The organism is Catellatospora sp. NPDC049111 (assembly GCF_040648615.1).
Taxonomy (GTDB): domain Bacteria; phylum Actinomycetota; class Actinomycetes; order Mycobacteriales; family Micromonosporaceae; genus Catellatospora; species Catellatospora aurea.
In genome coordinates this window covers 40,914-66,718 of sequence record NZ_JBEZEB010000050.1, presented here as the reverse complement: position 1 = coordinate 66,718, position 25,805 = coordinate 40,914, and the positions used below count along the sequence as shown (strand labels likewise).

At 71.2% G+C, this 25,805-nt stretch carries 22 protein-coding genes; 5 read left to right on the top strand and 17 right to left on the bottom strand.

Going from position 1 to position 25,805, the window contains the following annotated elements:
- Positions 1-134 precede the first annotated feature (134 nt).
- The 12 genes from AB0B66_RS38295 to guaB all read right to left on the bottom strand — a co-directional run bounded on the left by AB0B66_RS38295 (position 135) and on the right by guaB (position 14,832).
- The gene (locus AB0B66_RS38295; RefSeq protein WP_360539575.1) at positions 135-1,040 is read right to left on the bottom strand and encodes a CDP-alcohol phosphatidyltransferase family protein; all 906 of its coding nucleotides are present in this window, start codon (positions 1,038-1,040) and stop codon (positions 135-137) included.
- Positions 1,041-1,333: 293 nt separating this feature from the next.
- On the bottom strand, positions 1,334-2,266 hold the full coding sequence (locus AB0B66_RS38290; RefSeq protein WP_360539567.1) for an NUDIX domain-containing protein: 933 nt from the start codon (positions 2,264-2,266) through the stop codon (positions 1,334-1,336).
- Positions 2,267-2,435: 169 nt separating this feature from the next.
- A complete protein-coding gene (locus AB0B66_RS38285) occupies positions 2,436-3,395 on the bottom strand; it encodes an NUDIX domain-containing protein (RefSeq protein ID WP_360539565.1) in 960 nt (319 codons plus the stop codon).
- Between the two features lie 164 nt (positions 3,396-3,559).
- The gene (gene guaA, locus AB0B66_RS38280) at positions 3,560-5,113 is read right to left on the bottom strand and encodes a glutamine-hydrolyzing GMP synthase (protein ID WP_360539563.1); all 1,554 of its coding nucleotides are present in this window, start codon (positions 5,111-5,113) and stop codon (positions 3,560-3,562) included.
- Between the two features lie 27 nt (positions 5,114-5,140).
- Complete coding sequence (locus AB0B66_RS38275) at positions 5,141-5,899, bottom strand: DUF3152 domain-containing protein (protein ID WP_360539561.1); 759 nt, start codon at positions 5,897-5,899, stop codon at positions 5,141-5,143.
- Positions 5,900-5,909: 10 nt separating this feature from the next.
- Positions 5,910-7,088 carry a hypothetical protein gene (locus AB0B66_RS38270; RefSeq protein WP_360539559.1) on the bottom strand — a complete coding sequence of 393 codons (1,179 nt, stop codon included), beginning with the start codon at positions 7,086-7,088 and terminating at the stop codon, positions 5,910-5,912.
- A complete protein-coding gene (locus AB0B66_RS38265) occupies positions 7,085-7,495 on the bottom strand; it encodes a hypothetical protein (RefSeq protein WP_360539557.1) in 411 nt (136 codons plus the stop codon). Before AB0B66_RS38265 ends, AB0B66_RS38270 begins: the two co-directional genes overlap by 4 nt.
- Before the next feature lie 40 nt (positions 7,496-7,535).
- Positions 7,536-9,179: a GMC family oxidoreductase gene (locus AB0B66_RS38260; RefSeq protein ID WP_360539555.1), complete on the bottom strand. Its 1,644-nt coding sequence runs from the start codon at positions 9,177-9,179 to the stop codon at positions 7,536-7,538.
- Positions 9,180-9,344: 165 nt separating this feature from the next.
- Positions 9,345-10,103: an XRE family transcriptional regulator gene (locus AB0B66_RS38255; protein WP_360539553.1), complete on the bottom strand. Its 759-nt coding sequence runs from the start codon at positions 10,101-10,103 to the stop codon at positions 9,345-9,347.
- A gap of 504 nt (positions 10,104-10,607) precedes the next feature.
- Positions 10,608-12,041, bottom strand: a complete 1,434-nt coding sequence (locus AB0B66_RS38250; RefSeq protein ID WP_360539551.1) for a M1 family metallopeptidase — start codon at positions 12,039-12,041, stop codon at positions 10,608-10,610.
- A gap of 125 nt (positions 12,042-12,166) precedes the next feature.
- A complete protein-coding gene (locus AB0B66_RS38245) occupies positions 12,167-13,306 on the bottom strand; it encodes a GuaB3 family IMP dehydrogenase-related protein (protein WP_360539549.1) in 1,140 nt (379 codons plus the stop codon).
- A 38-nt stretch (positions 13,307-13,344) separates the two neighbouring features.
- On the bottom strand, positions 13,345-14,832 hold the full coding sequence (gene guaB, locus AB0B66_RS38240; RefSeq protein ID WP_360539548.1) for an IMP dehydrogenase: 1,488 nt from the start codon (positions 14,830-14,832) through the stop codon (positions 13,345-13,347).
- Positions 14,833-15,016: 184 nt separating this feature from the next.
- Here guaB and AB0B66_RS38235 point away from each other — a divergent pair, with 184 nt between their 5' ends.
- Positions 15,017-15,397, top strand: a complete 381-nt coding sequence (locus AB0B66_RS38235) for a DUF5319 domain-containing protein (protein WP_166383380.1) — start codon at positions 15,017-15,019, stop codon at positions 15,395-15,397.
- A gap of 280 nt (positions 15,398-15,677) precedes the next feature.
- Here the strand turns inward: AB0B66_RS38235 and AB0B66_RS38230 are convergent, their stop codons facing one another.
- The gene (locus AB0B66_RS38230; protein ID WP_360539546.1) at positions 15,678-16,466 is read right to left on the bottom strand and encodes a helix-turn-helix transcriptional regulator; all 789 of its coding nucleotides are present in this window, start codon (positions 16,464-16,466) and stop codon (positions 15,678-15,680) included.
- Between the two features lie 200 nt (positions 16,467-16,666).
- Here AB0B66_RS38230 and AB0B66_RS38225 point away from each other — a divergent pair, with 200 nt between their 5' ends.
- Complete coding sequence (locus AB0B66_RS38225; protein WP_360539544.1) at positions 16,667-17,032, top strand: WhiB family transcriptional regulator; 366 nt, start codon at positions 16,667-16,669, stop codon at positions 17,030-17,032.
- Here AB0B66_RS38225 and AB0B66_RS38220 read toward each other — a convergent pair.
- The 4 genes from AB0B66_RS38220 to groES form a co-directional block, all read right to left on the bottom strand.
- Positions 17,013-18,569, bottom strand: a complete 1,557-nt coding sequence (locus AB0B66_RS38220) for a molybdopterin-dependent oxidoreductase (protein ID WP_360539542.1) — start codon at positions 18,567-18,569, stop codon at positions 17,013-17,015. The genes AB0B66_RS38225 and AB0B66_RS38220 overlap by 20 nt on opposite strands.
- A gap of 183 nt (positions 18,570-18,752) precedes the next feature.
- Positions 18,753-19,718, bottom strand: a complete 966-nt coding sequence (locus AB0B66_RS38215; RefSeq protein ID WP_360539540.1) for a hypothetical protein — start codon at positions 19,716-19,718, stop codon at positions 18,753-18,755.
- A gap of 101 nt (positions 19,719-19,819) precedes the next feature.
- Positions 19,820-21,466: a chaperonin GroEL gene (groL, locus tag AB0B66_RS38210; protein ID WP_360539539.1), complete on the bottom strand. Its 1,647-nt coding sequence runs from the start codon at positions 21,464-21,466 to the stop codon at positions 19,820-19,822.
- A gap of 68 nt (positions 21,467-21,534) precedes the next feature.
- Positions 21,535-21,849 (bottom strand): co-chaperone GroES, encoded by a 315-nt coding sequence (gene groES / locus AB0B66_RS38205; protein ID WP_203692166.1) that lies wholly within the window; start codon positions 21,847-21,849, stop codon positions 21,535-21,537.
- A gap of 308 nt (positions 21,850-22,157) precedes the next feature.
- Between groES and AB0B66_RS38200 the strand changes: the two genes are divergently transcribed.
- From AB0B66_RS38200 to AB0B66_RS38190, 3 genes are all read left to right on the top strand, one after another.
- A complete protein-coding gene (locus AB0B66_RS38200) occupies positions 22,158-23,318 on the top strand; it encodes a class I SAM-dependent methyltransferase (protein WP_360539537.1) in 1,161 nt (386 codons plus the stop codon).
- A 226-nt stretch (positions 23,319-23,544) separates the two neighbouring features.
- Complete coding sequence (ybaK, locus tag AB0B66_RS38195; RefSeq protein ID WP_203692168.1) at positions 23,545-24,024, top strand: Cys-tRNA(Pro) deacylase; 480 nt, start codon at positions 23,545-23,547, stop codon at positions 24,022-24,024.
- 692 nt (positions 24,025-24,716) lie between these two features.
- Complete coding sequence (locus AB0B66_RS38190; RefSeq protein WP_360539534.1) at positions 24,717-25,802, top strand: sugar ABC transporter substrate-binding protein; 1,086 nt, start codon at positions 24,717-24,719, stop codon at positions 25,800-25,802.
- Positions 25,803-25,805 lie beyond the last annotated feature (3 nt).

Here is a 25,805-nt window from a genome sequence, read left to right as displayed (position 1 = left end):
GGTTACACTCTTTCCCCCCCCGCCGCTTTTCGGATCTGCGGGCCGCGGGGGGGGCGAGGCGGGGCGGGTGGGGTGGGCCCCCACACGCGCCGCCCGGGTCCAGTGGACCGGGGCGGCGCTCTGTGGAGCTGTGATCAGGCCATGCGGGCGGTGGCGCGGCGCTGCCGGGCCCAGATGACCGGGCCGCTCAGCAGGTAGACCAGCACCAGCAGGCCGAAGGTCACCTGCGTGTTCCAGACCAGGCCGACCAGCGGCAGCAGGAACAGCGTCGGCGGCAGCTTGACCACCTTCGCGAGCTTGGCGTAGGGGAAGCTGGAGACCATCGCGATGGCCAGCAGCACCACCCCGAACACCAGCGCCTCGGCCGGCAGCGCGCTGCCCATCGTGGTCTTCAGCAGCACGGTCACGGCCAGCACGGTCGCCGCCATGGTGGTCGGCACGCCGCAGAAGAAGCGGCCGTCCTTCGGCGAGACGTTGAACCGGGCGAGCCGGATCGCCGCGCAGCAGGCGACCATGGCGCAGGCCGCGATCAGGACGGGCGTGGGCACGCTGCCCCGGAGCGTGGCGAACACGACGACGGGCGCGGCGATGCCGAACGACGTCATGTCGCCCAGCGAGTCCATCTGCACGCCGAACGGGCTGGCGACGCCGAACTTGCGGGCCAGCGCGCCATCGAGGCCGTCGAAGGTGATGCAGGCCAGCAGGCACAGCGCGCCGTACATCGGGGCGCGGCCGTCGGGCCGGCCGATGACCGCGAGGAAGATCGCGGTCATGCCGAGCATCAGGCTGCTCAGCGTGCAGGCCTGTACGAGCGCGAACTTGATGCGGCGGTCGAGCGTGCGCTCGCCCGGCAGCAGCGGGATCGTCGTCGGGGTCGGCTGCTCCACCGGCTCGGCCGTGGCGGCCTGCTCGATGGAACGCAGTTCGACCGGGTCAAGGCCAGGCAGCGCGGTGCTCGTCGCAACGGAAGGGTCGGCCTTGCGCAGGCGGCCCACCGGCACCAGCAGCATCTGCCGGGCAAAGGAGCCACCGGCACGCAAGCGGCCGGTCCACTGGCGGCCCGCAGGGCGCGGGCTGTCCGTCAAGCGACGCCGACGCCATAAGGCTCTCGGCACGTGTCGTCCCTCCATACCGGTTTCGGTTCCTTTCCGCCGCCTCAGCGGACCGACCGGCTTTTGCGGCCTACACCATCGCACACGTCCGCGTGCCTTGGCGATACCCGGCGCGATCTTCGTGCGCCGTCCCTGCTGACGGGGGCAATCGCCACCGGAAGGCAGCAAAGCTCCGGGGGCTGTTCGTCTTGTCAGCGTCCGAGTCTACCCGACAGCGGCAATCAGGAAATATGTCGCAATTCTCGGTGAGCCGACTCGGTCAGCGGAATACCGTCCAGCTCAGCCGGGGTGAACCAGCGCGCCTGCGCGGTGGACCCGCCGACCGCCTCCGTGACCGACGGCACTGTGGGCTCCGGCACCTCCACCCGGAACACGGCGCGCACGGTGTACCAGTCGTACGGCTCGCCCTCGGGGCCCATCGCCGCCGGGTTGTGCGTCGAGTTCACCCGGAGCAGCTCGGTCACCTCGCCGACCTGCCCCGACTCCTCGTAGATCTCGCGTACGAGGCCGATGGCCGGGGTCTCGCCGAAGTCGGTGCCACCGCCGGGCAGGTGCCACTTGCCCGCGCCCGGGTAGTTCTCCGCGATCAGCGACAGCAGCACCCGGCCGGCCGGGTCGGTGACCACGCCGTACGCCCCGAAACGGGAGACCTTGCGCCCGCCGCCGAGGTGGCGGCCGTTCGGCCCGGTCTCCCCCGCCTCGTCGGGCAACGCGGGGCGCTGCCCGCCGGCCGGGCCGGTGGCGTCCAGCCCGAGCGCGCGAGCCGCGAAGGGTATGAGGTCCAACGAGCCCAGGCGCGACGGCTCGATCCACGCGGGCAGGTCGGAGGTGCCGTCGGCTTCCACCGTCAGGTCGCCGCCGGTGACGGTCATGTCGTAGATGATCCGGTCGTGGTGCAGCAGCACCCCGCGCCACGGGAACTCGACGAGGTCGGAGGTCACCTCGCGCAGGCCCGCGATCCGGGCGGTCAGGCCGGTCTCCTCGCGGAACTCGCGGACCACGGCCTCGGCCGGGTCCTCGCCGTGCTCCAGGCCGCCGCCGGGCAGGAACCAGACGCCCGGGAAGTTGGACCTGGCCGACGAGCGGACCAGCAGCAGTCGGCCCTGCTCGTCGTGTGCCACGCCGTAGGCCCCGATACGCCGACGCTTCTCCATGCCCTCTCCCCGCTGCGCTCGTCGGCGGCACGACCAGGCATCGTGATCCGCTCGCGCACCACGCCAGGCTATCGGGCCCGCACGACACGACCGACCGGTGCCACGGCCGCCCCCGTGGCACGCCGGGCCGGTGCCGCCCGGACCCGCCGGGCGGCAGGTCCGGACCAGGTCAGGCCGGGGGCCGCGACAGCGACGCCGCCCTCAGGGCCTCCGCGGTGACTTCCGTGACGTCCTCCGGGCCGAGCTCGCCCAGCTCGTCGGAGGTGACCCAGCGGGCCTCGGCGGTGGAGCCGCCGACGTCGTACACCTTGGGCTGGGTGGCCCGGTCGACGCGGACCCGGTAGAAGGCCCGCACGCCGTGCCAGTCGATGGGGTAGCCCTCCGGACCCAGCGAGGCCGGGTCCCGGTGGCTGGCCACGCCGAGCAGCTCGCCGAGCCGGCCGCGCTGGCCGGTCTCCTCGACCAACTCCCGGATCAGGGCGACCCCGGGCTGCTCGCCGTAGTCGGTGCCGCCACCGGGCAGGTGCCACTTGCCCGCGCCGGGATAGTTGGCCGCGATCCGGGTCAGCAGCACCCGCTGCAGCCGGTCGGTGACCACGGCGTACGCCGCGAAGCGCTGCGCGCGGTGCAGCCCGTCGGGCCCCGGCGCGGCGAAGAAGGACGGGAAGTCGGGCACCTCGTCGGGCAGCAGGTCGATCGCCGCCTCGGTGATGCCCAGCGCGCCCGCCGTGAACGGCCGCAGCGGCAGCTTCGCCGCCTCCTCGGGAGTGAACCAGCCGACCAGGTCGGTGGGCTGGTCGACGCGCTCCCGCAGCGCGCCGCCGCGAACCCGGGCCGCGTAGATGACGCGGTCGGTGTGGATGGTGACGCCGCGGTGCGGCAGCGCCCGCATGTCGGCCAGGACGTCGCGCAGCCCGGTCACGGCCACGCTCAATCCGGTCTCTGCGGCGGTCTCCCTGACGACGGTGTCATTGGGATGCTCGCCGTGGTCCACTGCCCCGCCAGGCAGGGACCACACGCCCGGTGTCCCGGACTTCATCGAGGCGCGGACCAGGAGCACCTGGTCGGTCTCGTTGGTGATGACGGCGTATGCGGCGATCCGCCGCAACGGCTCCAGCGCGGTGGTCACGAGAAACCATTCTCCCCCGGCACGAAGATCACGACAAGATGTCCGATTTTACGATCATGTTTACACCGTTAAACGATGATTTGTACCGGCCGTTCGGCCTACCCCAGAAGTGATCAAAGGCCCCACCCGGTAAGGGTGAGGCCTTGATCAGGCAAAAGCGGGATTCACTCCCATTCGATGGTGCCCGGCGGCTTGCTCGTCACGTCCAGCGTCACCCGGTTGATCTCCCGCACCTCGTTGGTGATCCGGGTCGAGATCCGGGCGATGAGGTCGTACGGCAGCCGCGACCAGTCGGCGGTCATCGCGTCCTCGCTGGAGACCGGGCGCAGCACCACGGGGTGGCCGTAGGTGCGGCCGTCGCCCTGCACGCCGACCGAGCGCACGTCGGCCAGCAGCACCACCGGGAACTGCCACACGTCGCGGTCCAGCCCCGACGCGCTCAGCTCCTGCCGGGCGATCAGGTCGGCCGCGCGCAGGATGTCGAGGTTGTGCTGGTTGACCTCGCCGATGATGCGGATGGCCAGGCCCGGACCCGGGAACGGGTGCCGCCAGACCATCTCCTCGGGCAGGCCCAGGCTCTGGCCCAGTGCCCTTACCTCGTCCTTGAACAGCATGCGCAGCGGCTCGACCAGGTCGAACTTGAGGTCGTCGGGCAGGCCGCCCACGTTGTGGTGGCTCTTGATGTTGGCGGTGCCGGTGCCGCCGCCGGACTCCACCACGTCCGGGTAGAGCGTGCCCTGGACCAGGAAGCGCACGTCGCCGGCGGTGGCGATCTCGCGGGCCGCCGCCTCGAAGACCCGGATGAACTCCCGACCGATGATCTTGCGCTTGGCCTCCGGGTCGGTGACCCCGGCCAGCGCGCCCAGGAAACGCTCGGTCGCGTCGACGACCTTGAGCTTGATGCCGGTCGCGGCGACGTAGTCGCGCTCGACCTGCTCCGCCTCACCCGCGCGCAGCAGCCCGTGGTCGACGAAGACGCAGGTCAGCTGGTCGCCGACGGCCTTGTGCACGAGCGCCGCGGCCACCGCCGAGTCGACGCCGCCGGACAGGCCGCAGATCACCTCGGCGTCGCCGACCTGGGCGCGGATCGCGGCCACCTGGTCGTCGATGACGTTGCCCATGGTCCAGACCGGCTCGATGCCGGCCACCTCGTGCAGGAACTTCTCCAGCAGGCGCTGGCCGTACGGGGTGTGCGCCACCTCGGGGTGGAACTGCACCCCGGCGAAACCGCGGCTGACGTCCTCGAACGCGGCGACCGGGGCACCCGGCGAGGCCGCGGTGACGGTGAAGCCGGCCGGGGCGGCGCTCACGCAGTCGCCGTGGCTCATCCACACGTCCTGGCGCGCGGGCAGGCCCGCGAAGAGCACGCCCGCCTCGGGCTGCGCCTCGACCACGGTGCCGCCGAACTCGCGCAGGCCGGTGTGGCTGACCGTGCCGCCCAGCGCGGCGGCCATCGCCTGGAAGCCGTAGCAGATGCCGAACACCGGCACACCCTGCTCGAACAGCGTCGCGTCGACCTGCGGGGCACCGCGCTCGTACACGCTGGACGGGCCGCCGGACAGGATGATCGCGGCAGGGTTCTTGCGCATCATCTCCTCGACCGGCATGGAGTGCGGCACGATCTCGGAGTAGACCCGCGCCTCCCGCACCCGACGGGCGATCAGCTGGGCGTACTGGGCACCGTAGTCAACCACCAGGACGGGGCGAGGCGTCGTCATGACGTCAATCTTAGGGTGCGACGCAGGTCACCCCACGTAGTGGACCCCGTCCGGGTACGGGTACGGGTTGGGCTTGCAGCCCTGCAACGACTTGGTCTGCTGCTGCATCACCGGCGCGAGCTTGCCGCTGCCCGGACAGTTGACGTGGCCCTTGCCGAGAAAGTGACCGACCTCATGGTTGATCACCATGTGGCGGTACACCTCCATGTCGGTGAACCCGTCCGCGCCGTTGGTCCAGCGCCGCAGATTGATCACGACGTTGTCGCCGTACCGGCAGGAGAAGATGCCGTTGGTCTGCAGACCCGCCTTGGCACAGAGCCGGTCGGTGGTGCCCGGGGTGGACAGCATGATCCGGAAGTTCGAGGCGGCGCCCGGCGCGACCCGCTGGAAGCGCCACTTCTTCGAGGCGATCCAGCTGTGCTCGTCGGCCAGCACCTCCTCGACCACAGCCGCGAACCCGTCCGGTTCGAACGCGGTGATGCCCTCCTCCACCTGCACCTGATAGCGGCGCAGCGTGCCGGCGTCGCCGACGATCGGCGAGCTGCCCGCCGCGGTGACGAACGTGCCCTCGCCCCGCTCCAGCACCGCCGCGTTCTTCGTCGGCTTCGGCGACGGCTTCACCGACGGCGACGGCTCCGCGGCCGAGGGCTCCGCGGACGGCATCGCCTGCGGCGACGCGGCCTGCTGGAACTGCGGCTGTTCGGGCTGCTCGGACGTGCCGCACCCGGCCAGGGCCAGGGCGAGCACGGCGACCGTCGTCATACGAGCGGTGAAGATCCTCCCCATGGCGATCACCTTATGTGGGCAGACCGTTCCTGTGGAGGTAGTCCCGCGCCCAAACCTGCTCGACTCCTTCGGCGAACGCGCCACCGGGCGGGTCGGAGGTCCAGACGTGCATCATCTCCGGCACGGTGACCGCCACGGCCAGCGCCGGGCAGCCGCCGTACGGGGTGACCACGCCGATGCCCGGCGGCGCGACCGACAGGCACAGGTTGTGCGCGTGCCAGCGGGTCACCGGCCCGCCCGGGTCGGGGCCCGCCGCACCGGCGCGCTCCATCACGAACACCACGCCGAGCAGGCTCGCCCGCCCGTCCTCGATGGCGAACACCAGCATCTCCGGGCGGGACGGATCGAGCACGGCTCCGTCGGCCTTGAACCCCGGATGCTCCAGGTGCACATCGGTGCCGGTCCGGCCGGTGATCGGCAGCCGGTATCCGGCGGCCAGCGCGTCGGCCAGGCGGGCGAACCGGCGCATCGACTCCCTGGTCGCCGACGCCAGGCGGGCGGCGGCCGCCGACTGCGCGGCGGTCGGGTGGTGGTCGCCTGACAGCGGGCGCATGATGACCCCGGCCTGCGCACGGGCCAGGTGCTCGTGACCGCCCGCGTGGCTGTGCCCGACCGCAGGAGCCTGTTCGGCGCTCGCCGCCGACCCGGCCGACTGGTGTGCCTGCAGCGTCGACAGCCAGATGACCAGACCGGTCAGCAGCACCCCCGCGACGGTGGACGTCGAGCCCAGCCCACGCAGCAGTCGGCGCGGGCGACCCGGAACCCGTTGCGGCACGGCGGCCAGCCCGAACGCGACCAACTCCACCAGGGCGGCGGCGATGCCGACCTGGTCGGCCTCCTCACCGCCCCGGAGCAGCACGATCACGTAGCCGAGCAGATTCAGCGGGACCAGCAGCACCGTGCCGGTCCGCCAGCCCCGGCGGCCGGTGAACGCCAGCCACGCCAGCAGCCCGTAGACCAGTCCGCTGCCCAGGAAACCCACCGTCAGCAGGGCGCTGTCCCGGTGGCCGAGCGGCAGCGCCAGGTGCACCGCACTCGCCGCGCCCAGCAGCACGAACGCCCAGCGCGCCACCGGCGACGCCGGGCCGCCCCGCAGGAACGGCAGGAACAGGCAGGCCACGATCCCGGCGGCCAGCGCCGCCGTGTGCTCTGGCGCGATGCCGGTGAGCAGCGACTCCAGCGGGTTCATCGGGCCACCGCCGGCGGGGCCGGTTCCGGCTCCGGTTCGATCAGCAGCCGTACGCAGGTCACGGTGACCGCGACCGGCAGTGCCACCCCGGTCAGCAGCCCGGTCAGCGTCGGTGTGAAGTCCAGTTGGGGCAGCGCCCCGGCCACGACGCTCAGCGCGAACCCGGCCAGCGTCAGCAGTTGCAGCGCCACCACGCCGATCAGCGCGCCGCGCCGCCCGCGCACCACCAACGCCGCGAACACCAGCGTCACCGCCGCCTTCGTCACCGGCGCGAGCGCGTAGAGCGGATTGCCGCCCATGAACAGCAGCTCGCCGAGCATCGCCAGCAGGCCCGCGCCGACCTGCACCAGCAGCAACACGTACACCACGTCGGCGCGGCCGGACTCCCTCCGGCGGCTCTCGTCCACCCGGTCAGGCTGGGGCGTGCGCATCGCGTTCAGGTCACGGTCAGGTGATTTTCCGGTACGGCTCGCCCAGCGGCGGCCGCCGATCCGGCTCGCCCTTCACCGGCCATGCCGCGAACGCCCGCTCGGCCTGCGCGGTGATGGTCAGCGACGGGTTCACGCCCAGGTTCGCGGCGACCGCGGCCCCGTCGGCGACGTGCAGCCCCGGATGCCCGAAAACACGCTGGTACGGGTCCACGACCCCGTGTTCGGGGTCCGCCCCGATCACGGCACCGCCCAGGATGTGCGCGGTCAGCGGGATATCGAGCACCTCCGGCAGCGCCCCGCCCGGCAGCCCGCCGATCTCCTCGGCCAGCAGGCGCACCGCCTCGTTGCCGGCCGGGATCCACGTCGGGTTCGGCGCGCCGTGCCCCTGCGTCGAGCGCAGCCCGCCGCGCCGCAACCGCACCGTCAGCGAGTTGTCCGCCGACTGCATGACCAGCGCGATGATGGTCCGGTTGGACCAGTCGCGCACCGACATCGCCCGCAGGTACGCGAACGGCCACCGGAACATCGCCGCCGCCCAGCGCCGCCCGCGCCCCGGCCCGCCGTCGGTCAGCGCCGACTGCAGCAGCCCCATCGAGTTCGAGCCCTTGCCGTAGCGCACCGGCTCGATGTGGGTCCGCTCGTCCGGATGAAACGAACTCGTGATCGCGACACCCTCGGTGTACTTCAGCCCCTGCTTGCGGGCTTGCCCCGGCAGCACCGTCGCGCCGACCAGCGACTCGGAGTTGGTCCGGGTCAGCGCGCCGAGCCGGTCCGACAGGTGCGGCAGGTCGCCGGCGGCCTTCATACCGTGCAGCAGCCGCTGCGTGCCGAGCGCGCCCGCCGCGAACACCACCTGCCCGGCCTCGATCACCCCGCCGCCGACCGCGCGCCGCCGCCGCCCGAACCGCACCCCGGTCCGGGCCAGCTCCACCCGGTAGCCGCCGCCCCCGACCGGCTTCACCGCGGTGACCGTCGACATCGGGAAGATCTGCGCACCGGCCTTCTCGGCCAGCCACAGGTAGTTCTTGACCAGGGTGTTCTTGGCGTTGTGGCGGCAGCCGGTCATGCACTCGCCGCAGTGCAGGCAGCCCGCCCGCTCGGGGCCCGCGCCGTCGAAGTACGGGTCCGGCACGGACTTGCCCGGCATGCCCAGGAAGACGCCGACCGGGGTCGGGTGGAACGTGTCGCCGACGCCCATACGCTCGGCGACCTTGCGCATCGCCTCGTCTGCGGGGGTGGTGCGGTCGTAGACGGTCACGCCGAGCATGCGCTCCGCCGTGTCGTAGTGCGGGGCCAGTTCGGCCTTCCAGTCGGTGATGTCGCGCCACTGCGGGTCGCCGTAGAAGGCGTCGAGGGGGCGGTACAGCGTGTTCGCGTACACCAGGGAGCCGCCGCCGACGCCGGCGCCGGACAGCACCAGCACGCCCGCGCCGTCGTGGCCCTTGTCGGGGCGCAGCAGGGTGATCCGCTGGATGCCGTAGCAGCCCAGCGCCGGGGCCCACAGGAAGCGCCGCAGCCGCCAGCTCGTCTTCGGGAAGTCCTGGTCGGCGAAGCGCCGCCCCGCCTCCAGCACAGCCACCGAGTAGCCCTTCTCGGCCAGCCGCAGCGCCGCCACACTCCCACCGAACCCGGAGCCGATCACCACAACGTCGTAGCGCATGCCGCGATTATTACCGGCCAGTTAACTTCGCGGAAGAGCCGCGCGCTCCCCTACCCGGCTCCGCCACCGGGGCATGATCGCCGTTTCAGGTCAGGAACCGGGGTCCAACCCGACTTCCTGACCTGAAACGGCGATCTTCACTGCTCGCGGCGGGTCCCGGGGCGGTCAGGGGGTCGGCGGACGGTTGTAGCGGTCCATGGCGGCCTTGTTGGTGGAGGCCTCCTGGAAGACCAGTTCCCAGGGGCCGGTGTTGACGTCCATCTCCTTGCCGAACCCGACCCACTGACCCGCCATGCGCCGCCCGGTCGGCTCGACCAGCAGCTGGATCGCCCCGTGGTAGCGGGCACCGCGGTAGTAGCCGTCCACGGCCGTCTGCTCCACCCAGGTGCCGGTGACGACGTTGCCGTCCACGGTCAGATCCAGGGTGAGCGGCGAGTCCGAGGAGCCGGGCAGGCTGCGCACCGTGAGCCGGTCGCCGTGCTGGAGCACGACCACGTGATGCACGCCGACGAAGGTCCCCTCACGACCGCTGGAGTGGTACTCGTACCGGCTGAGCCAGATGCCGGAGTGGTTGGCCCCGGACGCCGCAGCGGCGCGCGGCAGGCTCGGCAGCGCCTGGCTCGGGATGACCGTCGGGTCCACGTTCACACTGCCTGTGCCGTCATCACTGGTGGGCGGGTGGGGCACCGCGAGGGAGAAACCCAGGGCGCTGATCGGCAGCCCGGTGACCACCTCCAGGGCACGGGCGTACGTCGGGCGGGGCGTGATGACGACACCCGCCTCCCAGCGCTGGACCAGCCGCTTGTTGGCGTCGTTGGGGACGCCAGCCCGCTGACCGGCGTCGCGGATGGCGCGGGCGAAGTCGTCCTGGCTCATGAGCATGCCCATGCGCACCGCACGGAGTGTCGCGTTAGGAGCCGTCATGCCGACACCATACGCCGATGACGCCGAAATGACGCCCTCGATGTCACCGGATCGACGTCCCGACGGACGCCGCGCCGGGCACCCGTTCCGCCATACCGTGCCCGCATGGACACGCCGATGGCCGAACAGGAGTTCCTCCGGTACGCCGAGGCGCAGGCCGCCTACGGGCACCACCTGCTCGCGGTGCACCGGCGAGACGGCACGGGATGCCGCACGTCCGTGCGGCCGGCCCCATCCCTGCGACCGGCGCGTCCACGGGGGCCGGCTCATCGTCCACTACCAGGACTGGGCTGGGTGACGACCCGCCGCCCAGACAGCCCCGTCGCCGTACCCCCGAATGAGACCCGGGCGCGGGTGGCTCCCTTGCCTCGCATCCTCAGCCACCCGTGCCCGTCCGCACTCCCCCGGAGCCGACAAGATCGCCGTTTGCGGTCAAAAACTCGGGCCTGACCTCGGGTTCTGACCGCAAACGGCGATCTTGGCAAGCGCCGGACGGCGCGCAGGTCACTGGGCGGGGCGGCCGGTTTCGAAGAGCCACTTCTGGAAGAAGTCGGTCAGGTTCTGGCCGCTGATGCGCTCGGCGAGGGTGATGAACTCGGCGGTGTTGGCGTTGCCGTCGCGCTGCTCGGTGGCCCAGGTCTTCAGGATCTCGAAGAACTTGTCGTCGCCGACGAGCTTGCGCAGCGCGTGCAGGGTCATCCCGCCGCGGTCGTACACGCTGCCGGAGAAGATGTTGTCCGCGCCGGGCGCGCCGGGCGCGATGTCCCAGATCCGGTTGCCCGGGTCGTCGTACCGGGAGTCGAACTCCTCCTGGATGGTGGACACGCCGATCTTCTCGCCCCACATCCACTGGGCGTAGGTCGCGAAGCCCTCGTTGAGCCAGATGTGCTCCCAGCGCTCCACCGACACGCTGTCGCCGAACCACTGGTGGGCCAGCTCGTGGGCGACCACGACGGTGTTCTGCCCGCGGCTCCAGAACGCGTTCGAGTAGACCGGCCGGGTCTGCGTCTCCAGCGCGTAGCGCACCCGCTCGTCGTCGATGACGATGCCGCCGTACGCGTCGAACGGGTACGGGCCGAAGTACTGCTCCAGGAAGTCGGTGATCTCGGTGGTCTTCGCCATGGCCTCGTCGATGTCGCCCTTGGGCAGGGACTCGGCGACCGCGGTCAGCACCGGCTTGCCCTTGTGCACGCCCTCGACGGTCCGGTAGTCGCCGATCACGAAGGTGGCCAGGTAGGGGGCCATCGGCGAGGTGACCTTCCAGCGCCAGCTGGTCCAGCCGTTCGCGGTGGACTTGCCTTCGAGCAGGCCGTTGCTGATGGCGTCGAGGTCACCGGGCACGGTCAGCTCGATGGCGTACAGCGCCTTGTCCTTGGGGTGGTCGTTGACCGGGAACCAGGTGGTCGCCGACTCGGGCTCGCCGAGGGTGAAGGCACCGTCGGGAGTGGTCAGGAAGCCGGTGATGCCCAGGTCGGGGGCGGTGATCGCCTTGGGCACGCCGCCGTAGGTGACCACGGTGACGAACTGCTTGCCGGACGCGACCGGGACGACCGGCGTGATGATCAGCTCGTCGCCCTGCCGGGTCGAGGTGGCCGCCACACCCTCGACGGTGATCTTCTCAACGGTGAGGCCGTGCAGGTCGAGGTGAAACTTCGACAGGTCGGTGGTGGCGGTGGCGGTCATCGTGGCGACGCCCGCCAACTTGTCCGTCGCCGGGTCATACTTGATCTTCAGATCGTACGCCGAGACGTCGTACCCGCCGTTGCCGTAGCCCGGAAAGTACGGGTCGCCGGCCCCGGCAAGGTTGACCGGCACGGGGACCGGAGCGGGGAACTCCTGCGCGCCCGCTCCGCTGAACAGGGGCCGGGTCTGGCCCGAGCAGCCGCCCAGCAGCGCGGCCGTCACCGCTGCCGCCACGACCCACGTACGCCTGACCATGCGACCTCCCGCCGTAGAGCCTCCACCCTAACCGCCGCCGCCGAAGCGGGGCGGCGACTCGGCCCGCAACGACGGCGAAGCCCCGCCGAGCTGCGTACAGCAGCGGCGGGGCTTCGCTCGGTCGATCAGTTGTCGAGCAGCAGGCCGACCTTCTGGAACTCCTTCAGGTCGCGGTAGCCGCACTTGGCCATGGCCCGCTTGAGGCCGCCGAACAGGTTCAGCAGTCCGTCCGGATCGGTGGCCGGGCCGTAGAGCACCTGCTCCAGCGTGCCGAGCGGCTCCGGGGTCAGCCCGATCGAGCCGCGCGGCAGCTTCGGGTGGCTGGCTGACGGGTGCCACCACAGGCCGTTGCCGGGCATGCCCTCGGCCAGCGACAGCGGCGCGCCGAGCATGACCGCGTCCGCGCCGCAGCCCAGCGCCTTGGCGATGTCGCCGGAGGTGTGCAGGTCACCGTCGGCGATCAGGTGCACGTACCGGCCGCCGGTCTCGTCGAGGTAGTCGCGGCGGGCCGCGGCGGCGTCGGCGATCGCGCTTGCCATCGGCACCTTGATGCCGAGCACAGCGTCGCTGGTGGTCAGGTGGTCGGCGCCGATGCCGACGATGACGCCCGCCGCGCCGGTGCGCATCAGGTGCAGCGCCGTCTGGTAGTTGGTGCAGCCGCCGACGATGACCGGCAGGTCCAGGTCGGCGATGAACTCCTTGAGGTTCAGCGGCTCGTCCACCGTGGAGACGTGCTCCGCCGACACGATGGTGCCCTGGATGACCAGCAGGTCCACCCCGGAGTCGAGGATGACCGGGGCCAGCGCCAGGGTGTGCTGCGGGGACACCCGCACCGCCACGGTGACGTTGCCGCCGCCGTCGCCCGCCAGCGCCCGCATCTCGCGCACCCGCTCCGCGATCAGCTCCGGCTTGATCGGCTCGGCGGCGTAGAGCTGCTGCAGCCGGGCCGTCAGGTTCTCGTCCTCGCCGGCCTCGGCCAGCGCCTCGAGCTGCTTGCGCGGGTCCTCGTATCGGGTCCACAGGCCTTCGACGTTGAGCACGCCCAGCCCGCCGAGCCGGCCCAGCGCCACCGCGCTGGCCGGGCTCATGATCGCGTCGGACGGGTGCGCCACGCACGGGATGCCGAACTTGTACGCGTCGAGCTGCCAGTTCGTCGAGACGTCGTCCACATCGCGGGTACGGCGGCTCGGCACGATCGCGATGTCATCCAGGTGGTAGCCGCGCTGGGCGGTCTTCCCCATGCCGATCTCGACGATGTCACGCACAGTGGGTCCTCTCCGCGGTTCGCTTAAGCATGCAGACGCTACCGCGAGTGGTAGTTCGGCGCTTCCACGGTCATCTGGATGTCGTGCGGGTGGGACTCCTTGAGCCCCGCCGCGGTGATGCGCACCAGCTGACCCTTGGCCCGCAGCTCGGCGATGTCGGCCGCGCCGCAGTAGAACTGCGCCTGGCGCAGGCCGCCGACGAGCTGGTGGGCCACCGTGGCCAGGGTGCCGCGGTAGGGCACCTGGCCCTCGACGCCCTCGGGGATGAGCTTGTCGGCCTGGGTGACGTCGGCCTGGAAGTAGCGGTCCTTGGAGTAGGACTGCGCGGCCGGACCGCGGGCCAGCATCGCGCCGAGCGAGCCCATGCCGCGGTACGCCTTGAACTGCTTGCCGTTCATGAAGACCAGGTCGCCGGGGCTCTCCTCGCAACCGGCCAGCGCCTGCCCGAGCATGACGGTCTCCGCCCCGGCCACGATCGCCTTCGCGATGTCGCCCGAGTACTGGATGCCGCCGTCGCCGATCACCGGCACGCCCGCGGGCGCGCAGGCCCGAGCCGCCTCCATGATCGCCGTGATCTGCGGCACGCCGACGCCCGCCACGATCCGGGTGGTGCAGATGGCGCCCGGCCCGACCCCGACCTTGACCGCGTCCGCACCCGCTTCGACCAGCGCCTTCGCGCCGGCGTAGGTGGCCACGTTGCCGCCGACGATGTCGATGTCGGACTCCTTCTTGAGCCGCGCGACCAGCTCCAGCACGGCCCGGTTGTGGCCGTGGGCGGTGTCCACCATGACCACGTCGACGCCCGCGTCGATCAGCGCGCGGGCCCGCTTGTAGCCGTCGTCGCCGACACCCACTGCGGCCGCGACCCGCAACCGGCCCGCGGCGTCCTTGGTGGCCAGCGGGAACTGCTCGGTCTTGACGAAGTCCTTGACGGTGATCAGCCCGCGCAGCCGGCCGCTCTCGTCGACCAGCGGCAGCTTCTCCACCTTGTTGGTGCGCAGCAGCGCCAGCGCCTGCTCCTTGGACGCCCCCACCGGCGCGGTGACCAGCGGCATCGGGGTCATCACCTCGCGCACCTTCACCGACATGTCGGTGACGAAGCGCATGTCGCGGTTGGTGACGATGCCGACCAGCGTGCCGTCGGCGTCGGTGACCGGCAGGCCGGAGATGCGGTATCGCGCGCAGGTGGCGTCCACGTCGCGTAGCGTGTCGTCGGGCGAGCAGGTCACCGGGTTGGTGATCATGCCGGACTCGGACCGCTTCACCAGGTCGACCTGGGCCGCCTGGTCCTCCACCGAGAGGTTGCGGTGCAGCACGCCGATGCCGCCCTGGCGGGCCATCGCGATCGCCATCCGGGCCTCGGTGACGGTGTCCATGGCGCTGGAGACCAGCGGGATCTGCAGGGTGACGTTCCTGGTCAGCCGGGTCTGCGTGGTCACCTGGCTGGGGATCAGGTCCGACTCGCCGGGCACCAGCAGGACGTCGTCGAAAGTGAGGCCGAGTGGAATCTCGCGGGCGGCATCCATCTTTTTGTCCCCCTGGGTCCGGAGCGCGGCATGTGGGTGTGATGAGGCTCCAATGAATCGTACCCAGCGCCCGACCAGGCCCGAATTCGCCCGGGCGTGGGGTGGCCCACCTCATGGAGATCTGTCGCTGACGCGCGGGGGACTCATGCCTGCGCTCCCGCGCTCAGGGGTCTAACGTGAAGGGGTGCAGCACGACGAGCCCATTGACCCCTTCCACGGGGACCCGACCGACCCCACCGCGGGCCTGGACGACCCCGAGGGCGACGCGTACGGCGAGCTCTCGACCTCTGAGCGCGCCGACCTGCTCGCCGACCTTGCCGAGCTCGAGGTCTACCAGGTGCTGCTCTCCCCCAAGGGCATCCGCGGCCTCGTGGTCGACTGCGAGGACTGCCGGGAGCCGCACTACTTCGACTGGGACCTGCTCCGGGGCAACCTGCGCCACCTGCTCGACTCCGGCCGCCCGCGCGTGCACGAACCGGCCTACGACCCCGACCCGGACCACTACGTGACCTGGGAATACGCCCGCGGCTACGCCGACGCCGTCGACGACATGGTCGAGGAATAACCACCGGCCCGCGCCCGGCCTTCCTGCCGCAACTCTTAAAGACTCGCGGCCCCACGCAAGATGTGGGGCCGCGAGTCTTTAAGAGTTGCGCGAGGACTACTGCCCGAGGCCGCCAGGGCCAGCGGGCCGGCGAGGGCTGAGATCGTCGGACTTGCCTGGCAGGTGGGTGTATTCGGGCTCAAGATACGCACAGGTGCCAGGCAAGTCGGGCGATCTTGCCGGGTGGCGATCGGCGGGGCGCCCGGCGCGGGGAGGGGGTCCGCGCCGGGCGTCGCTCAGGTCAGAAGACCAGGCCGGCTCGGAAGCCGGCGGCCACCGCATGGGCCCGGTCACGTGCGCCGAGCTTGCGGAACAGCCGCCGGGCGTGGGTCTTGACGGTGTCCTCGGAGACGAACAGGTCGCGGCCGATCTCGGCGTTGCTCTGGCCGTCGGCCATCCCGCGCAGCACCTGCAGCTCGCGCTCGGTCAGCGTGACCGAACGCGCCGGGCGCACCACGCCGCCGGGCGGCGCCTCCCCCGGCAGGTCGCCACGCTGGGCGGGCACCACCGCGGACGGCCCCGCGCCGGGGCTGCGGTTGGCGTACGGCACCGACATGCCCGGTCCCGCCGGAGGCATAGGCCGGCCGGGCCCGGCGGGCGCGCGGGACGCGCCTGCCATCACGCCGCTCACCGCGGGCCGCACGGCGTCGGCGGTCCGCGCGGCGGGCCTGCTGACCAGCAGCAGCGCCTTGGCGGCGGTGCTCACCGGATCAGGGTCGGTCCCGCCGATGAGCCCTCTGGCCCCGGCCCGGATGGCGGCCTGCGCGGCGGCGGGCTCCTCCGGGCCGAACAGCACCAGCTGGGCGTGTGGCACCGCGGTCATCACCTTTCGGGTGAATCCCACGGTATCGGGCCGGGTGAGCGCGGTGTCGGCCAGCACGATCCCTGCCGGGAACGCGGCAAGCTGCGCGATCGCCTCGGCGGCACTGGTCACGGTACGCACTCCAGCGGCCACGCCTAGCCGCTCGGCACACGAGGCGATGGTCGCGGCCGCCGCGGCGGTGCGGACGCATACGAGAACGGTCTGCACGGTGATCCCCCTCTCTCCTGCGAAGAAGACCACGAGACACCCAGATCATTACGCACTTTCCGGGGATTCCGTCGAAATCTCGGTCCAGCACTACCTGATCATCCACTGGATGGCGACAAGTGGACGTACGCGGAGTAACGTGCTGACGTTGCCTAAATCTCTTCGCTTGAACTCAAGCCTCCCATCCCCTAGGAGGTCAGATGGCTCACTTCCGCAGACTTCCCGGTCCGATAGCCGACGTTTGGGACTGGCAGCATCACGGCGCGTGCAAAGGCCGTGACAGCTTGCAGTTCTTCCACCCCGATGGTGAAAGAGGCTCATCTCGGGGGCGCCGTGAAAGCGCGGCGAAACAGGTATGCGAACGCTGCCCGGTGCGATCCGAATGCGCCGCGCATGCGCTTACCACCCGCGAGCCGTACGGCGTATGGGGCGGGTTCACCGAGAACGAGCGGCACCAGTTGTTGCAACTGGGCTGGCGCGAATGCGCCGACCGGCGCGGCGAGCGCGTCGACGTTCAACGGCTCGAAGCTCGGCTCTCCGAGGACGTCAGCGCACCTGCACGCTGATCGTGTGCCAGCCGGTCGCCCCGTCCGGGGCGGGATCGGCGCGGGCCTCCGTCTGGACCTGACCGCTGGTGTCCGCCGCGCGCACGGCGAGCGTGTGCTCGCCCGGCGCGGCGTCCCAGCGGAAGGTCCACTGCCGCCACGTGTCCGGTGACACGGTCCCGGCCAGGTCGGCGGGCTGCCACGGGCCGTCGTCGACGCGTACCTCCACCGCGGTGACCCCGCGGTGCTGGGCCCACGCGACCCCGGCCACGGTGACCGTGCCCGCGGTGACCGTGCCGCCCTCGCGCGGGGTGTCGATCCGGGACTCGGTCTTGATCGGCCCCTGCGCGGACCAGCCCCGGCGCACCCAGTACGCGTCGAAGTCGGCGAAGGAGCTCAGTTCCAGTTCCGTCACCCACTTGGTGGCGCTGACGTAGCCGTACAGGCCGGGCACGACCATGCGCACCGGGAAGCCGTGCTCGACCGGCAGCGGCTCGCCGTTCATCGCGACGGCGAGCATCGCGTCGCGGCCGTCGCGCAGCAGCGCGGTCGGCGTGCCACAGTTCCAGCCGTCCACCGACCGGCTGACCACCTGGTCCGCGCCGTCCAGCGGGCCGGCCTCGTCAAGCAGGTCCTTGAGCGGCACACCGAGCCAGCGGGCGTTGCCGATGAGGTCCCCGCCGACCTCGTTGGAGACGCAGGCCAGCGTCACGTACCGCTCGATCATGGGCCGGGCCAGCAACTGCTCGAAGTTCAGCGTCATCGGCCGGGCCACCCGGCCGTGGATGCGCAACTGCCAGGTCGCCGGATCGACCTGCGGCACGACCAGCGCCGTGTCGATGCGGTAGAAGTCGCCGTTCGGGGTCACGTACTCGGACAGGCCCGCCGCCGGCGGGTCCACCGTGCCGGGCAGGGCGGGCGCGGGGCTGGCCGGCTGCGGCAGGGTGACCGCCGCCCGAGCCTGCTGCACGTCCTTGCGGGCGGCCAGCGAGCGCCCGACGAAGCCGGCCACCGCCGCCACCCCGATCCCGGCCGCGCTCAGCCGCATGAACCGGCGCCGCCCCGCCGCGCGGGAGCCCGCGGTCGCCGGGCTGTCCGGCAGGTCCTCGGTGCGGGCGGCCACGTCCAGCAGCGCGCCCAGCACACCCACCGCGGCGGCCGTGCCGACGGCGGCGGGCAGGAACGCGACGACCCCCGCGTTCGGGCGGGTCAGCGCCGCCGCGACCCCGATCAGGCCGAACAGCCCGATCCCGGCCACACCCCAGCGGAAGTCCCGCCGCGCCGCCAGGCCCACCAGCGCGGCGAACGCCACCAGCAGCAGCGACGTGCCGACGAGCAGGGCGATCTTGTCGTACACCCCGAAAACGCTGATCGCCGCGGCCTTGACCGGCTCGGGCACCAGGTCGATCACCGCGCCGCCGACCGCGATCAGCGGCGCGCTGCGCGGCCCCGTCCACACCGCGATCAGCTCGCCCAGCCCCACCGCCACCGCGGCCGAGACCACGCCCGCGACCATCGCCCGTCCACGACTCACCACGCCCGCCAGTCTCCCCCGCATGACCCCCAAACGGCAGGGCCCGACGGCTTACCGTTTCCTTACCGCCGCATCGCCCCCGCGCCGTCGCGTCGCCGCCGTCGCCTCGCCGCCCTGCAGTTCAAGGAAACTGCGGCAATCCAGCGGTCCTAGACCGCAGTTTCCTTGAAAGTGCAACCGGCAGCGTCCGCGAAAGCGGGAGCGGGATCACTGGAGCGGCTGTACGGGGATGTCGACGGCGATGTTGGGCGGCGCGTCGAAGCTGCCGTGGATGACGCTGAAGGACAGGCGCACCGAGTCGACGCCCGGGCCGAGCACGCCGTCGAAGACGATGACGCCGGTCGCCTCGCCTCCCGCGGGCACCGTCTCCGGCCAGGTGCTCGCGCCCGGGTCCGGCAGCAGCGTCTCGCCCGCGGCGGTGAGCTGGGCCCGGCCGAACGTCGGCAGCGTGAGCGCGTCGCCGCCGGTGTTCTCGCCCCGAATCTTGACCTTGGTGGCCTGGCTGGTGACCTCGACGCTCAGCACGGTGATGGTCAGCGGGCCACCGGTCTCGGAGACCTCCGACGCCAGCCGTTCCTGGCCCGTCTCGTTGCGCTTGTTGATCCACGGCGGGGTGGCGAACTCGCTCAGCTTCTGCACCCCGGCCTGTACCGCCGTGGTGGCCAGGTAACCGCCACCCGCGCACAGCCCGAGCAGCAGTATCGCGGTGAGCACCAGCCCGACCCCGCCCCGCCGCGGCGGCGCACCGGTCGGCCGGGCGCTGCCGTGGCCGCCCGGGTATGGCGCGCTTCCGCCCGCCGAGTAGGGCGCGGCGTGGCCGCCCGGGTAGGCCGTGCTGCCGCCGGGAACGCCCTGACCGGCGAGATAGGCCGAGCCACGGCCGCCCGCCGGGTATCCACCCGCCTGGCCAGGGGGCACCGCGTAACCGCCCGGCGCGCCCGGCCCCGCGCCGACCGGTTTGGTGGCCGCGTTGCGGGAGTTGCCGCTCTTGGCCAGGTCGATCAGGCCGAGCAGCAGAGCCACGACCAGTCCGACGCCGCCGGAGATGGCCAGCGCTTTGGCCTTGCTCACCTCGGCCGCGGTCAGGTAGTCGGTCAGACCGGTGCCCAGTGTCGCGACCAGGTAGGCCAGGCCCACCAGGCCGAAGTAGCGCACCAAGCCGCGACCGGTCATGCGAGGACACTATCGACCGCCGCGCATGCCACAAAGGACGGAAAGGCGACAGCGGGCCCCGGCCGAAGCCGGGACCCGCTGTCGATGTCAGCCGCTCAGGCTCAGAAACCCGGGCCGTGCTGGTGACCGTGGCCGTGCGAGTGGCCGTGGCCGCCGTTGCCGGCGGGCTCGGCCTTGGCCGGCTTCTCGACCACCAGGGACTCGGTGGTGAGCAGCAGGCCCGCGATCGACGCGGCGTTGATGGCCGCGTTGCGGGTCACCTTCACCGGGTCGACGATGCCGGACTTGACCAGGTCGACGAACTCGCCCTTGGCCGCGTCGAGGCCGGTGCCCCAGTCGCTGCCCTGGACCTTCTGCACGATGACGTAGCCGTCGTGGCCGGCGTTCTGGGCGATCCAGCGCAGCGGCTCGACCAGCGCCTTGCGCACGATCGAGACACCGACCTTCTCCTCGCCGGTGAAGCCGAGGTCGTCGTCGAGCACGCTCACGATCTGCGCGAGCGCCGCGCCGCCGCCGGGCACGATGCCCTCCTCGACCGCCGCGCGGGTGGCCGCGATGGCGTCCTCGATGCGGTGCTTGCGCTCCTTCATCTCGACCTCGGTCGCGGCGCCGACCTTGATGACGGCGATGCCGCCGGACAGCTTGGCCAGGCGCTCGCCCAGCTTCTCCTTGTCCCAGTCGGAGTCCGAGGCCTCGATCTCCTTGCGGATCTGCGAGACCCGCGCGTCGACCTCGGCCTGCACGCCGGCACCGTCCACGATCGTGGTGGTGTCCTTGGTGATGACCGCGCGGCGGGCCTGGCCGAGCTGCTCCAGGGTGACGCCGTCGAGCTTGTAGCCCAGCTCGGGGGCGATCAGCTCGCCGCCGGTGAGCACGGAGAGGTCCTGCAGCATCGCCTTGCGGCGGTCGCCGAAGCCGGGGGCCTTCACCGCGGCGACCTTGACGGTCTTGCGGATCGAGTTCACCACGAGGGTGCTCAGGGCCTGGCCGTCGACGTCCTCGGCCACGATCAGCAGCGGCTTGCTGGTCTGCAGGACCTTCTCCAGCAGCGGCAGCAGCTCCTCGATCGAGGAGATCTTGCTGGTGGTGATGAGGATGTACGGGTCGTCCAGCACGGCCTCGCCCGACTCGGGGTCGGTGACGAAGTGCGGCGAGATGAAGCCCTTGTCGAACTGCATGCCCTCGGTGATGTCGAGTTCGGTGGTCATCGTCGAGCCCTCTTCGACGGTGATGACACCGTCGCGGCCGACCTTGTCCATCGCCTCGGCGATCAGCTCACCGATGGTCGAGTCCTGCGCCGAGATCGTCGCGACCTGCGCGATATCGGACTTGTCGGCCACCGGGGCGGCCTTGGCCAGCAGCGCGTCGCTGACCTTGGTGACGGCCGCGTCGATGCCGCGCTTGAGACCGGCCGGGTTGGTGCCCGCGGTCACGTTGCGCAGGCCCTCGCGGACCATCGCCTGGGCCAGCACGGTGGCGGTGGTGGTGCCGTCGCCCGCGACGTCGTTCGTCTTGGTCGCCACCTCCTTGACCAGCTGCGCGCCCAGGTTCTCGTACGGGCTCGACAGCTCGATCTCCTTGGCGATGGTCACGCCGTCGTTGGTGATCGTGGGCGCGCCGAACTTCTTGTCGAGCACCACGTTGCGGCCCTTCGGGCCGAGCGTGACCTTGACGGCGTCGGCGAGCGCGTTGACACCGTGCTCGAGCAGGTGCCGCGCGTCGTCGGAGAAGCTAAGGATCTTAGGCATCAATCGTCTCCCTTAAACGTCACGATGCCCCGGCTCACCCTCGCGGGCGGGCCGGGGCATCGCACGGATCACTTCTCGACGACCGCGAGGACGTCGCGGGCGGAGAGCAGCAGGTACTCCTCGCCGGCGTACTTGACCTCGGTGCCGCCGTACTTCGAGTAGATGACCTTGTCACCCACCTTGACGTCGACCGGGATGCGGTTGCCCTTGTCGTCGACGCGGCCGGGACCGACAGCCAGGACGGTGCCCTCCTGCGGCTTCTCCTTGGCGGTGTCGGGGATCACGAGGCCCGACGCGGTGGTGGTCTCAGCCTCGTTCGCCTGGACCAGGATCCGGTCCTCGAGCGGCTTGATCGCAACCTTCGTCGCGGTAGTCACGAGCATACCCTCCTGGGGTATAGCCCCGGGTTCTCGCGGCACGAGCCCCGGGTGTTGTCTTCTGGTCAAGTCTTCGCCCGAGCGCTGCCGTCGTCGCGGGTGTCGGCCTCGCCGGGCGGGTCATGCGTTAGCACTCTGCAGGGCAGGGTGCTAACTCCGAACATTATGCCGCGTCTAGCACTCAGTCAAGGAGAGTGCCAGCCGCCACTCGGTGAATTATCCGATTCACCAGGTGTCCAGCGCTCACCGGGGCGTGTCGCCGGGCCACTGTGACCTTCTCGATCCGGTCGGCGGGGCGCTGCGAGAATGGGGCCGTGGATCTCGATCAGCTGGCGCTGCTGCGTACCCCCGAAGGTGTCGCGGCGCTGGACCTCGCGGGTGAGCTGGCCGGGACCGACGAACTGGCCGCCGCGTCGGCGCTGCGGGCCCGCGGCGTGCCGCCGGGCCTGGCCGCCGCCGCCCTCACCCAGGTCGCGCTGCGCGGCCGGGCCGCGGCCAAGTTCGGCGCGGACGCCGGGCGTGTCTTCCTCACCCGCGCGGGCCTGGAGCAGGCCACCCGTGAGATCGTCGCGGTACGCCGCGCGGCCCGCCTGCGCGCCGCCGGTGTCACGGCCCTGGCCGACCTGGGCTGCGGCCTGGGCGCCGACCTGCGCACCCTCGCCGCCACCGGCATCCGGGCGTACGGCGTCGATGCCGACCCGCTGACCGCCGCCTGCGCCGCATTCAACGCCCCCGACGCGACCGTGACCTGCGGCGACGCCCAGGACTTCGACCTGAGCCTGGTCGACGCCGTGTTCTGCGACCCGGCCCGCCGCAGCGGCGGCCGCCGCGTGTTCCGCCCCGAGGACTACTCCCCGCCCTGGGACTGGGTGGTCTCCCTCCCGCAGCGGATCCCGCACACGGTGCTCAAACTCGCCCCCGGCATCGACCAAGCACTACTGCCCGCGGGCTGCGAACTGGAACTGGTCTCCGTCGACGGCGACGTGGTCGAGGCCGCCGCCTGGTGCGGCCCGCTCGCGACCACGCCGCGCCGCGCGACCGTCTTCCGCGACGGTGTCCCGCACGAACTCACCGGCACCGGTGAGCAGTCCGCCCCGGTCGCCCCGCCCGGCCGCTACGTCACCGACCCCGACGGCGCCGTCGTCCGCGCCCACCTCGTCGCCGAGTTCGCCGCCGCCCACGACGGCTGGCTCGCCGACCCCAACATCGCCTACATCTGGTCCGACACCCCCATCACCTCCCCTTTCGGCCGCTGCTTCACGGTCGACGAGGTCCTGCCCTTCTCCCTCAAACGCCTGCGCGCCACCCTCCGCGACCGCGGCGTCGGCCGCCTCGAAATCCTCAAACGCGGCAGCGCCCTCGACGTCGAACAACTCCGCCGCGACCTCCGCCTCTCCGGCCCGAACCCCGCCTCCCTCCTCCTCACCCGCACCGCCACCACCCCCCTCGCCATCCTCGCCACCCCCACCCCCTGACCGCGCTGATCATGAACTTGGGGACGTGTTCGACGGCGTGTCGCCACCCCTGCCACCGTGATCACCAAGGCGCAGGGCGGCCGGGCGGACCGGACGGGGCGGGTTCGGGCGCTGGAGGGATGACGGGTGGGCCGGCGGGTGGAGCGCGTGGCCGGGTGAGCCGGGGCTGGGCGAGCCGTGGCCGGGTGAGCCGTGGGCCAGCGGGCGGCGGCGGTAGCATCGCGGCGTGGCCAGCCAGGGGACTCCCGCGACAGCACTGCTGACGAAGCAGAAGGTGAAGCACACGCTGCACACCTACGAGGTCTCGCCCGACTCCCCGAACTACGGGGCGCTGGTCGCCGACGCGATCGGGGCCGACCCGGCGCGGGTGTTCAAGACGCTGGTCACCGAGGTCGACGGCGCGCTGACCGTGGCCGTGGTGCCGGTGACCGGCGAGATCGACCTCAAGGCGCTGGCGGCCGCGGCCGGCGGCAAGAAGGCCGCGATGGCCGACCGTGACCTCGCGGAGAAGACCACCGGGTACGTACGCGGCGGCATCAGCCCCCTCGGCCAGCGCAAACGCCTGCCCACGGTGATCGACCAGTCGGCGCTGGACGGCGACCTGATCTACGTCTCCGCCGGCAAGCGCGGTTTGCAACTCCGGCTCGCCCCAGCCGACCTGGTCCGCCTGACCTCCGCGACGCTGGCCCCCATCGCCCGCGCCTGACCCGCCCCGAACCAGCGCCCCAGCTTGCCGGCCTCGATGGTGAACTCGATGTCGCACAGGACGGCCTACACACGGACGGCTCGCAGCCGGACCGATGCTTGCCGCTTCCATTCATGATCCGTTTTTGTGGACGCTGGACGCCCCTATAGGGACAGCCAGCGTCCACAAAAACGGATCTTCGCCGGTAGTCCCGCCTATATGTCCGTTTGTCGTAGACAACGCGCGGCCTGGGACGATGCCGGCCGCCTGACGACGCGCGATCCAGCGGCCGGACCCACCGCTCGGACCCACCGCTCAAAAACTCTCCGCGCAAGCACCCACACCCGCCACCCCGCCACACCCAGCCGCTGCCGCTGCCGCTGCCGCTGCCAAGATCATGTTGATCTTGCACGAACCGTTGTCCAATTGCCGGGATTGAGTGTGTCGTACCCACTGTTCGCGCAAGATCGGCGCGGCGGGAAAGGGCAGCGAGCGGGCGGGTTACGGGGACGTTGCTGAATTGTTATTGCCAACAACAAACCTTGGGCTTGCGCGTTTGCATTTGTTGCGCATACGTTGTCGCACACAACAAAACCCCGTGTGACCGGCCTCACGCACTGATGAACGCTGTTGGACTCGCCTGGTCCCGGAACCCGGCGGGGCCGCCCGCACCACCTATACACACCCCTGAATCCGAGAGGATTTGAGCAACGATGCGCAAAGGGATCCTGGCTGTAGCCATGACCGGCCTGATGGCCGTCACCGGCTTGGCCGCCTGTGCGGAAGACACCCAGCCCGCCGACTCGAAGACGCCCTTCGTCGGCGTCATCCTGCCGGACAGCAAGTCCTCGGCCCGCTGGGAGACCGCGGACCGCAAGTACCTGGAGGAGGCCTTCAAGGCCGCCAACGTCAAGTACGACATCCAGAACGCCCAGGGTGACAAGACCCAGTTCCAGAGCATCGCGGACCAGATGATCACCAAGGGCGTCACCGTCCTGGTCATCGTCAACCTCGACTCCGGCACCGGCAAGGCCGTGCTGGACAAGGCCGCGGCGCAGGGCATCCCGACCATCGACTACGACCGGCTCACGCTGGGCGGCAACGCGAAGTACTACGTGTCCTTCGACAACGTCGCGGTCGGTCGCCTGCAAGGTGAGGGCCTGGTCAAGTGCCTCACTGAGAAGGGCACCAAGAACCCGGCCATCGCGCAGCTGAACGGCTCGCCGACCGACAACAACGCGACCCTCTTCAAGGAGGGCGGCGTGTCGGTGCTGAAGCCGAAGTACGACGCCAAGGAGTACACCCTCGTCGACGACCAGGCCGTGCCGGACTGGGACAACGCGCAGGGCGGCGTTCTCTTCGAGCAGATGCTGACCAAGGCCAACGGCAAGATCGACGGCGTGCTCGCCGCGAACGACGGCCTGGGCAACGCGGCGATCTCGATCCTGAAGAAGAACAAGCTCAACGGCAAGGTCCCGGTCACCGGCCAGGACGCGACCGTGCAGGGCCTGCAGAACATCCTCCTCGGCGACCAGTGCATGACCGTGTACAAGGCCGTCAAGAAGGAGGCCACCGCGACCGCCGAGCTGGCGATCGCCCTGGCCCAGGGTCAGACCAAGTCCGTCTCGCAGACCACCAAGGACTCCGAGACCGGCAAGGACGTGCCCTCGGTCCTGCTGGAGCCGCAGGCGATCTACTTCGCGAACGTGAAGGACGTCGTCACCGACGGCTACGTCACCAAGGCAGAGCTGTGCACCGCCGACTTCGCGGCCAAGTGCACCGAGGCCGGCATCAGCTGACCT

Coding starts and splice junctions, on each gene's coding strand:
- AB0B66_RS38290 (WP_360539567.1), bottom strand. CDS start 2,266: ATGGAGAAGCGTCGGCGTATCGGGGCCTACGGCGTGGCACACGACGAG.
- guaA (WP_360539563.1), bottom strand. CDS start 5,113: ATGACGACGCCTCGCCCCGTCCTGGTGGTTGACTACGGTGCCCAGTAC.
- AB0B66_RS38275 (WP_360539561.1), bottom strand. CDS start 5,899: ATGGGGAGGATCTTCACCGCTCGTATGACGACGGTCGCCGTGCTCGCC.
- AB0B66_RS38270 (WP_360539559.1), bottom strand. CDS start 7,088: ATGAACCCGCTGGAGTCGCTGCTCACCGGCATCGCGCCAGAGCACACG.
- AB0B66_RS38260 (WP_360539555.1), bottom strand. CDS start 9,179: ATGCGCTACGACGTTGTGGTGATCGGCTCCGGGTTCGGTGGGAGTGTG.
- AB0B66_RS38255 (WP_360539553.1), bottom strand. CDS start 10,103: ATGACGGCTCCTAACGCGACACTCCGTGCGGTGCGCATGGGCATGCTC.
- AB0B66_RS38250 (WP_360539551.1), bottom strand. CDS start 12,041: ATGGTCAGGCGTACGTGGGTCGTGGCGGCAGCGGTGACGGCCGCGCTG.
- guaB (WP_360539548.1), bottom strand. CDS start 14,832: ATGGATGCCGCCCGCGAGATTCCACTCGGCCTCACTTTCGACGACGTC.
- AB0B66_RS38225 (WP_360539544.1), top strand. CDS start 16,667: ATGGCTCACTTCCGCAGACTTCCCGGTCCGATAGCCGACGTTTGGGAC.
- AB0B66_RS38220 (WP_360539542.1), bottom strand. CDS start 18,569: ATGCGGGGGAGACTGGCGGGCGTGGTGAGTCGTGGACGGGCGATGGTC.
- AB0B66_RS38215 (WP_360539540.1), bottom strand. CDS start 19,718: ATGACCGGTCGCGGCTTGGTGCGCTACTTCGGCCTGGTGGGCCTGGCC.
- groL (WP_360539539.1), bottom strand. CDS start 21,466: ATGCCTAAGATCCTTAGCTTCTCCGACGACGCGCGGCACCTGCTCGAG.
- groES (WP_203692166.1), bottom strand. CDS start 21,849: ATGCTCGTGACTACCGCGACGAAGGTTGCGATCAAGCCGCTCGAGGAC.
- AB0B66_RS38190 (WP_360539534.1), top strand. CDS start 24,717: ATGCGCAAAGGGATCCTGGCTGTAGCCATGACCGGCCTGATGGCCGTC.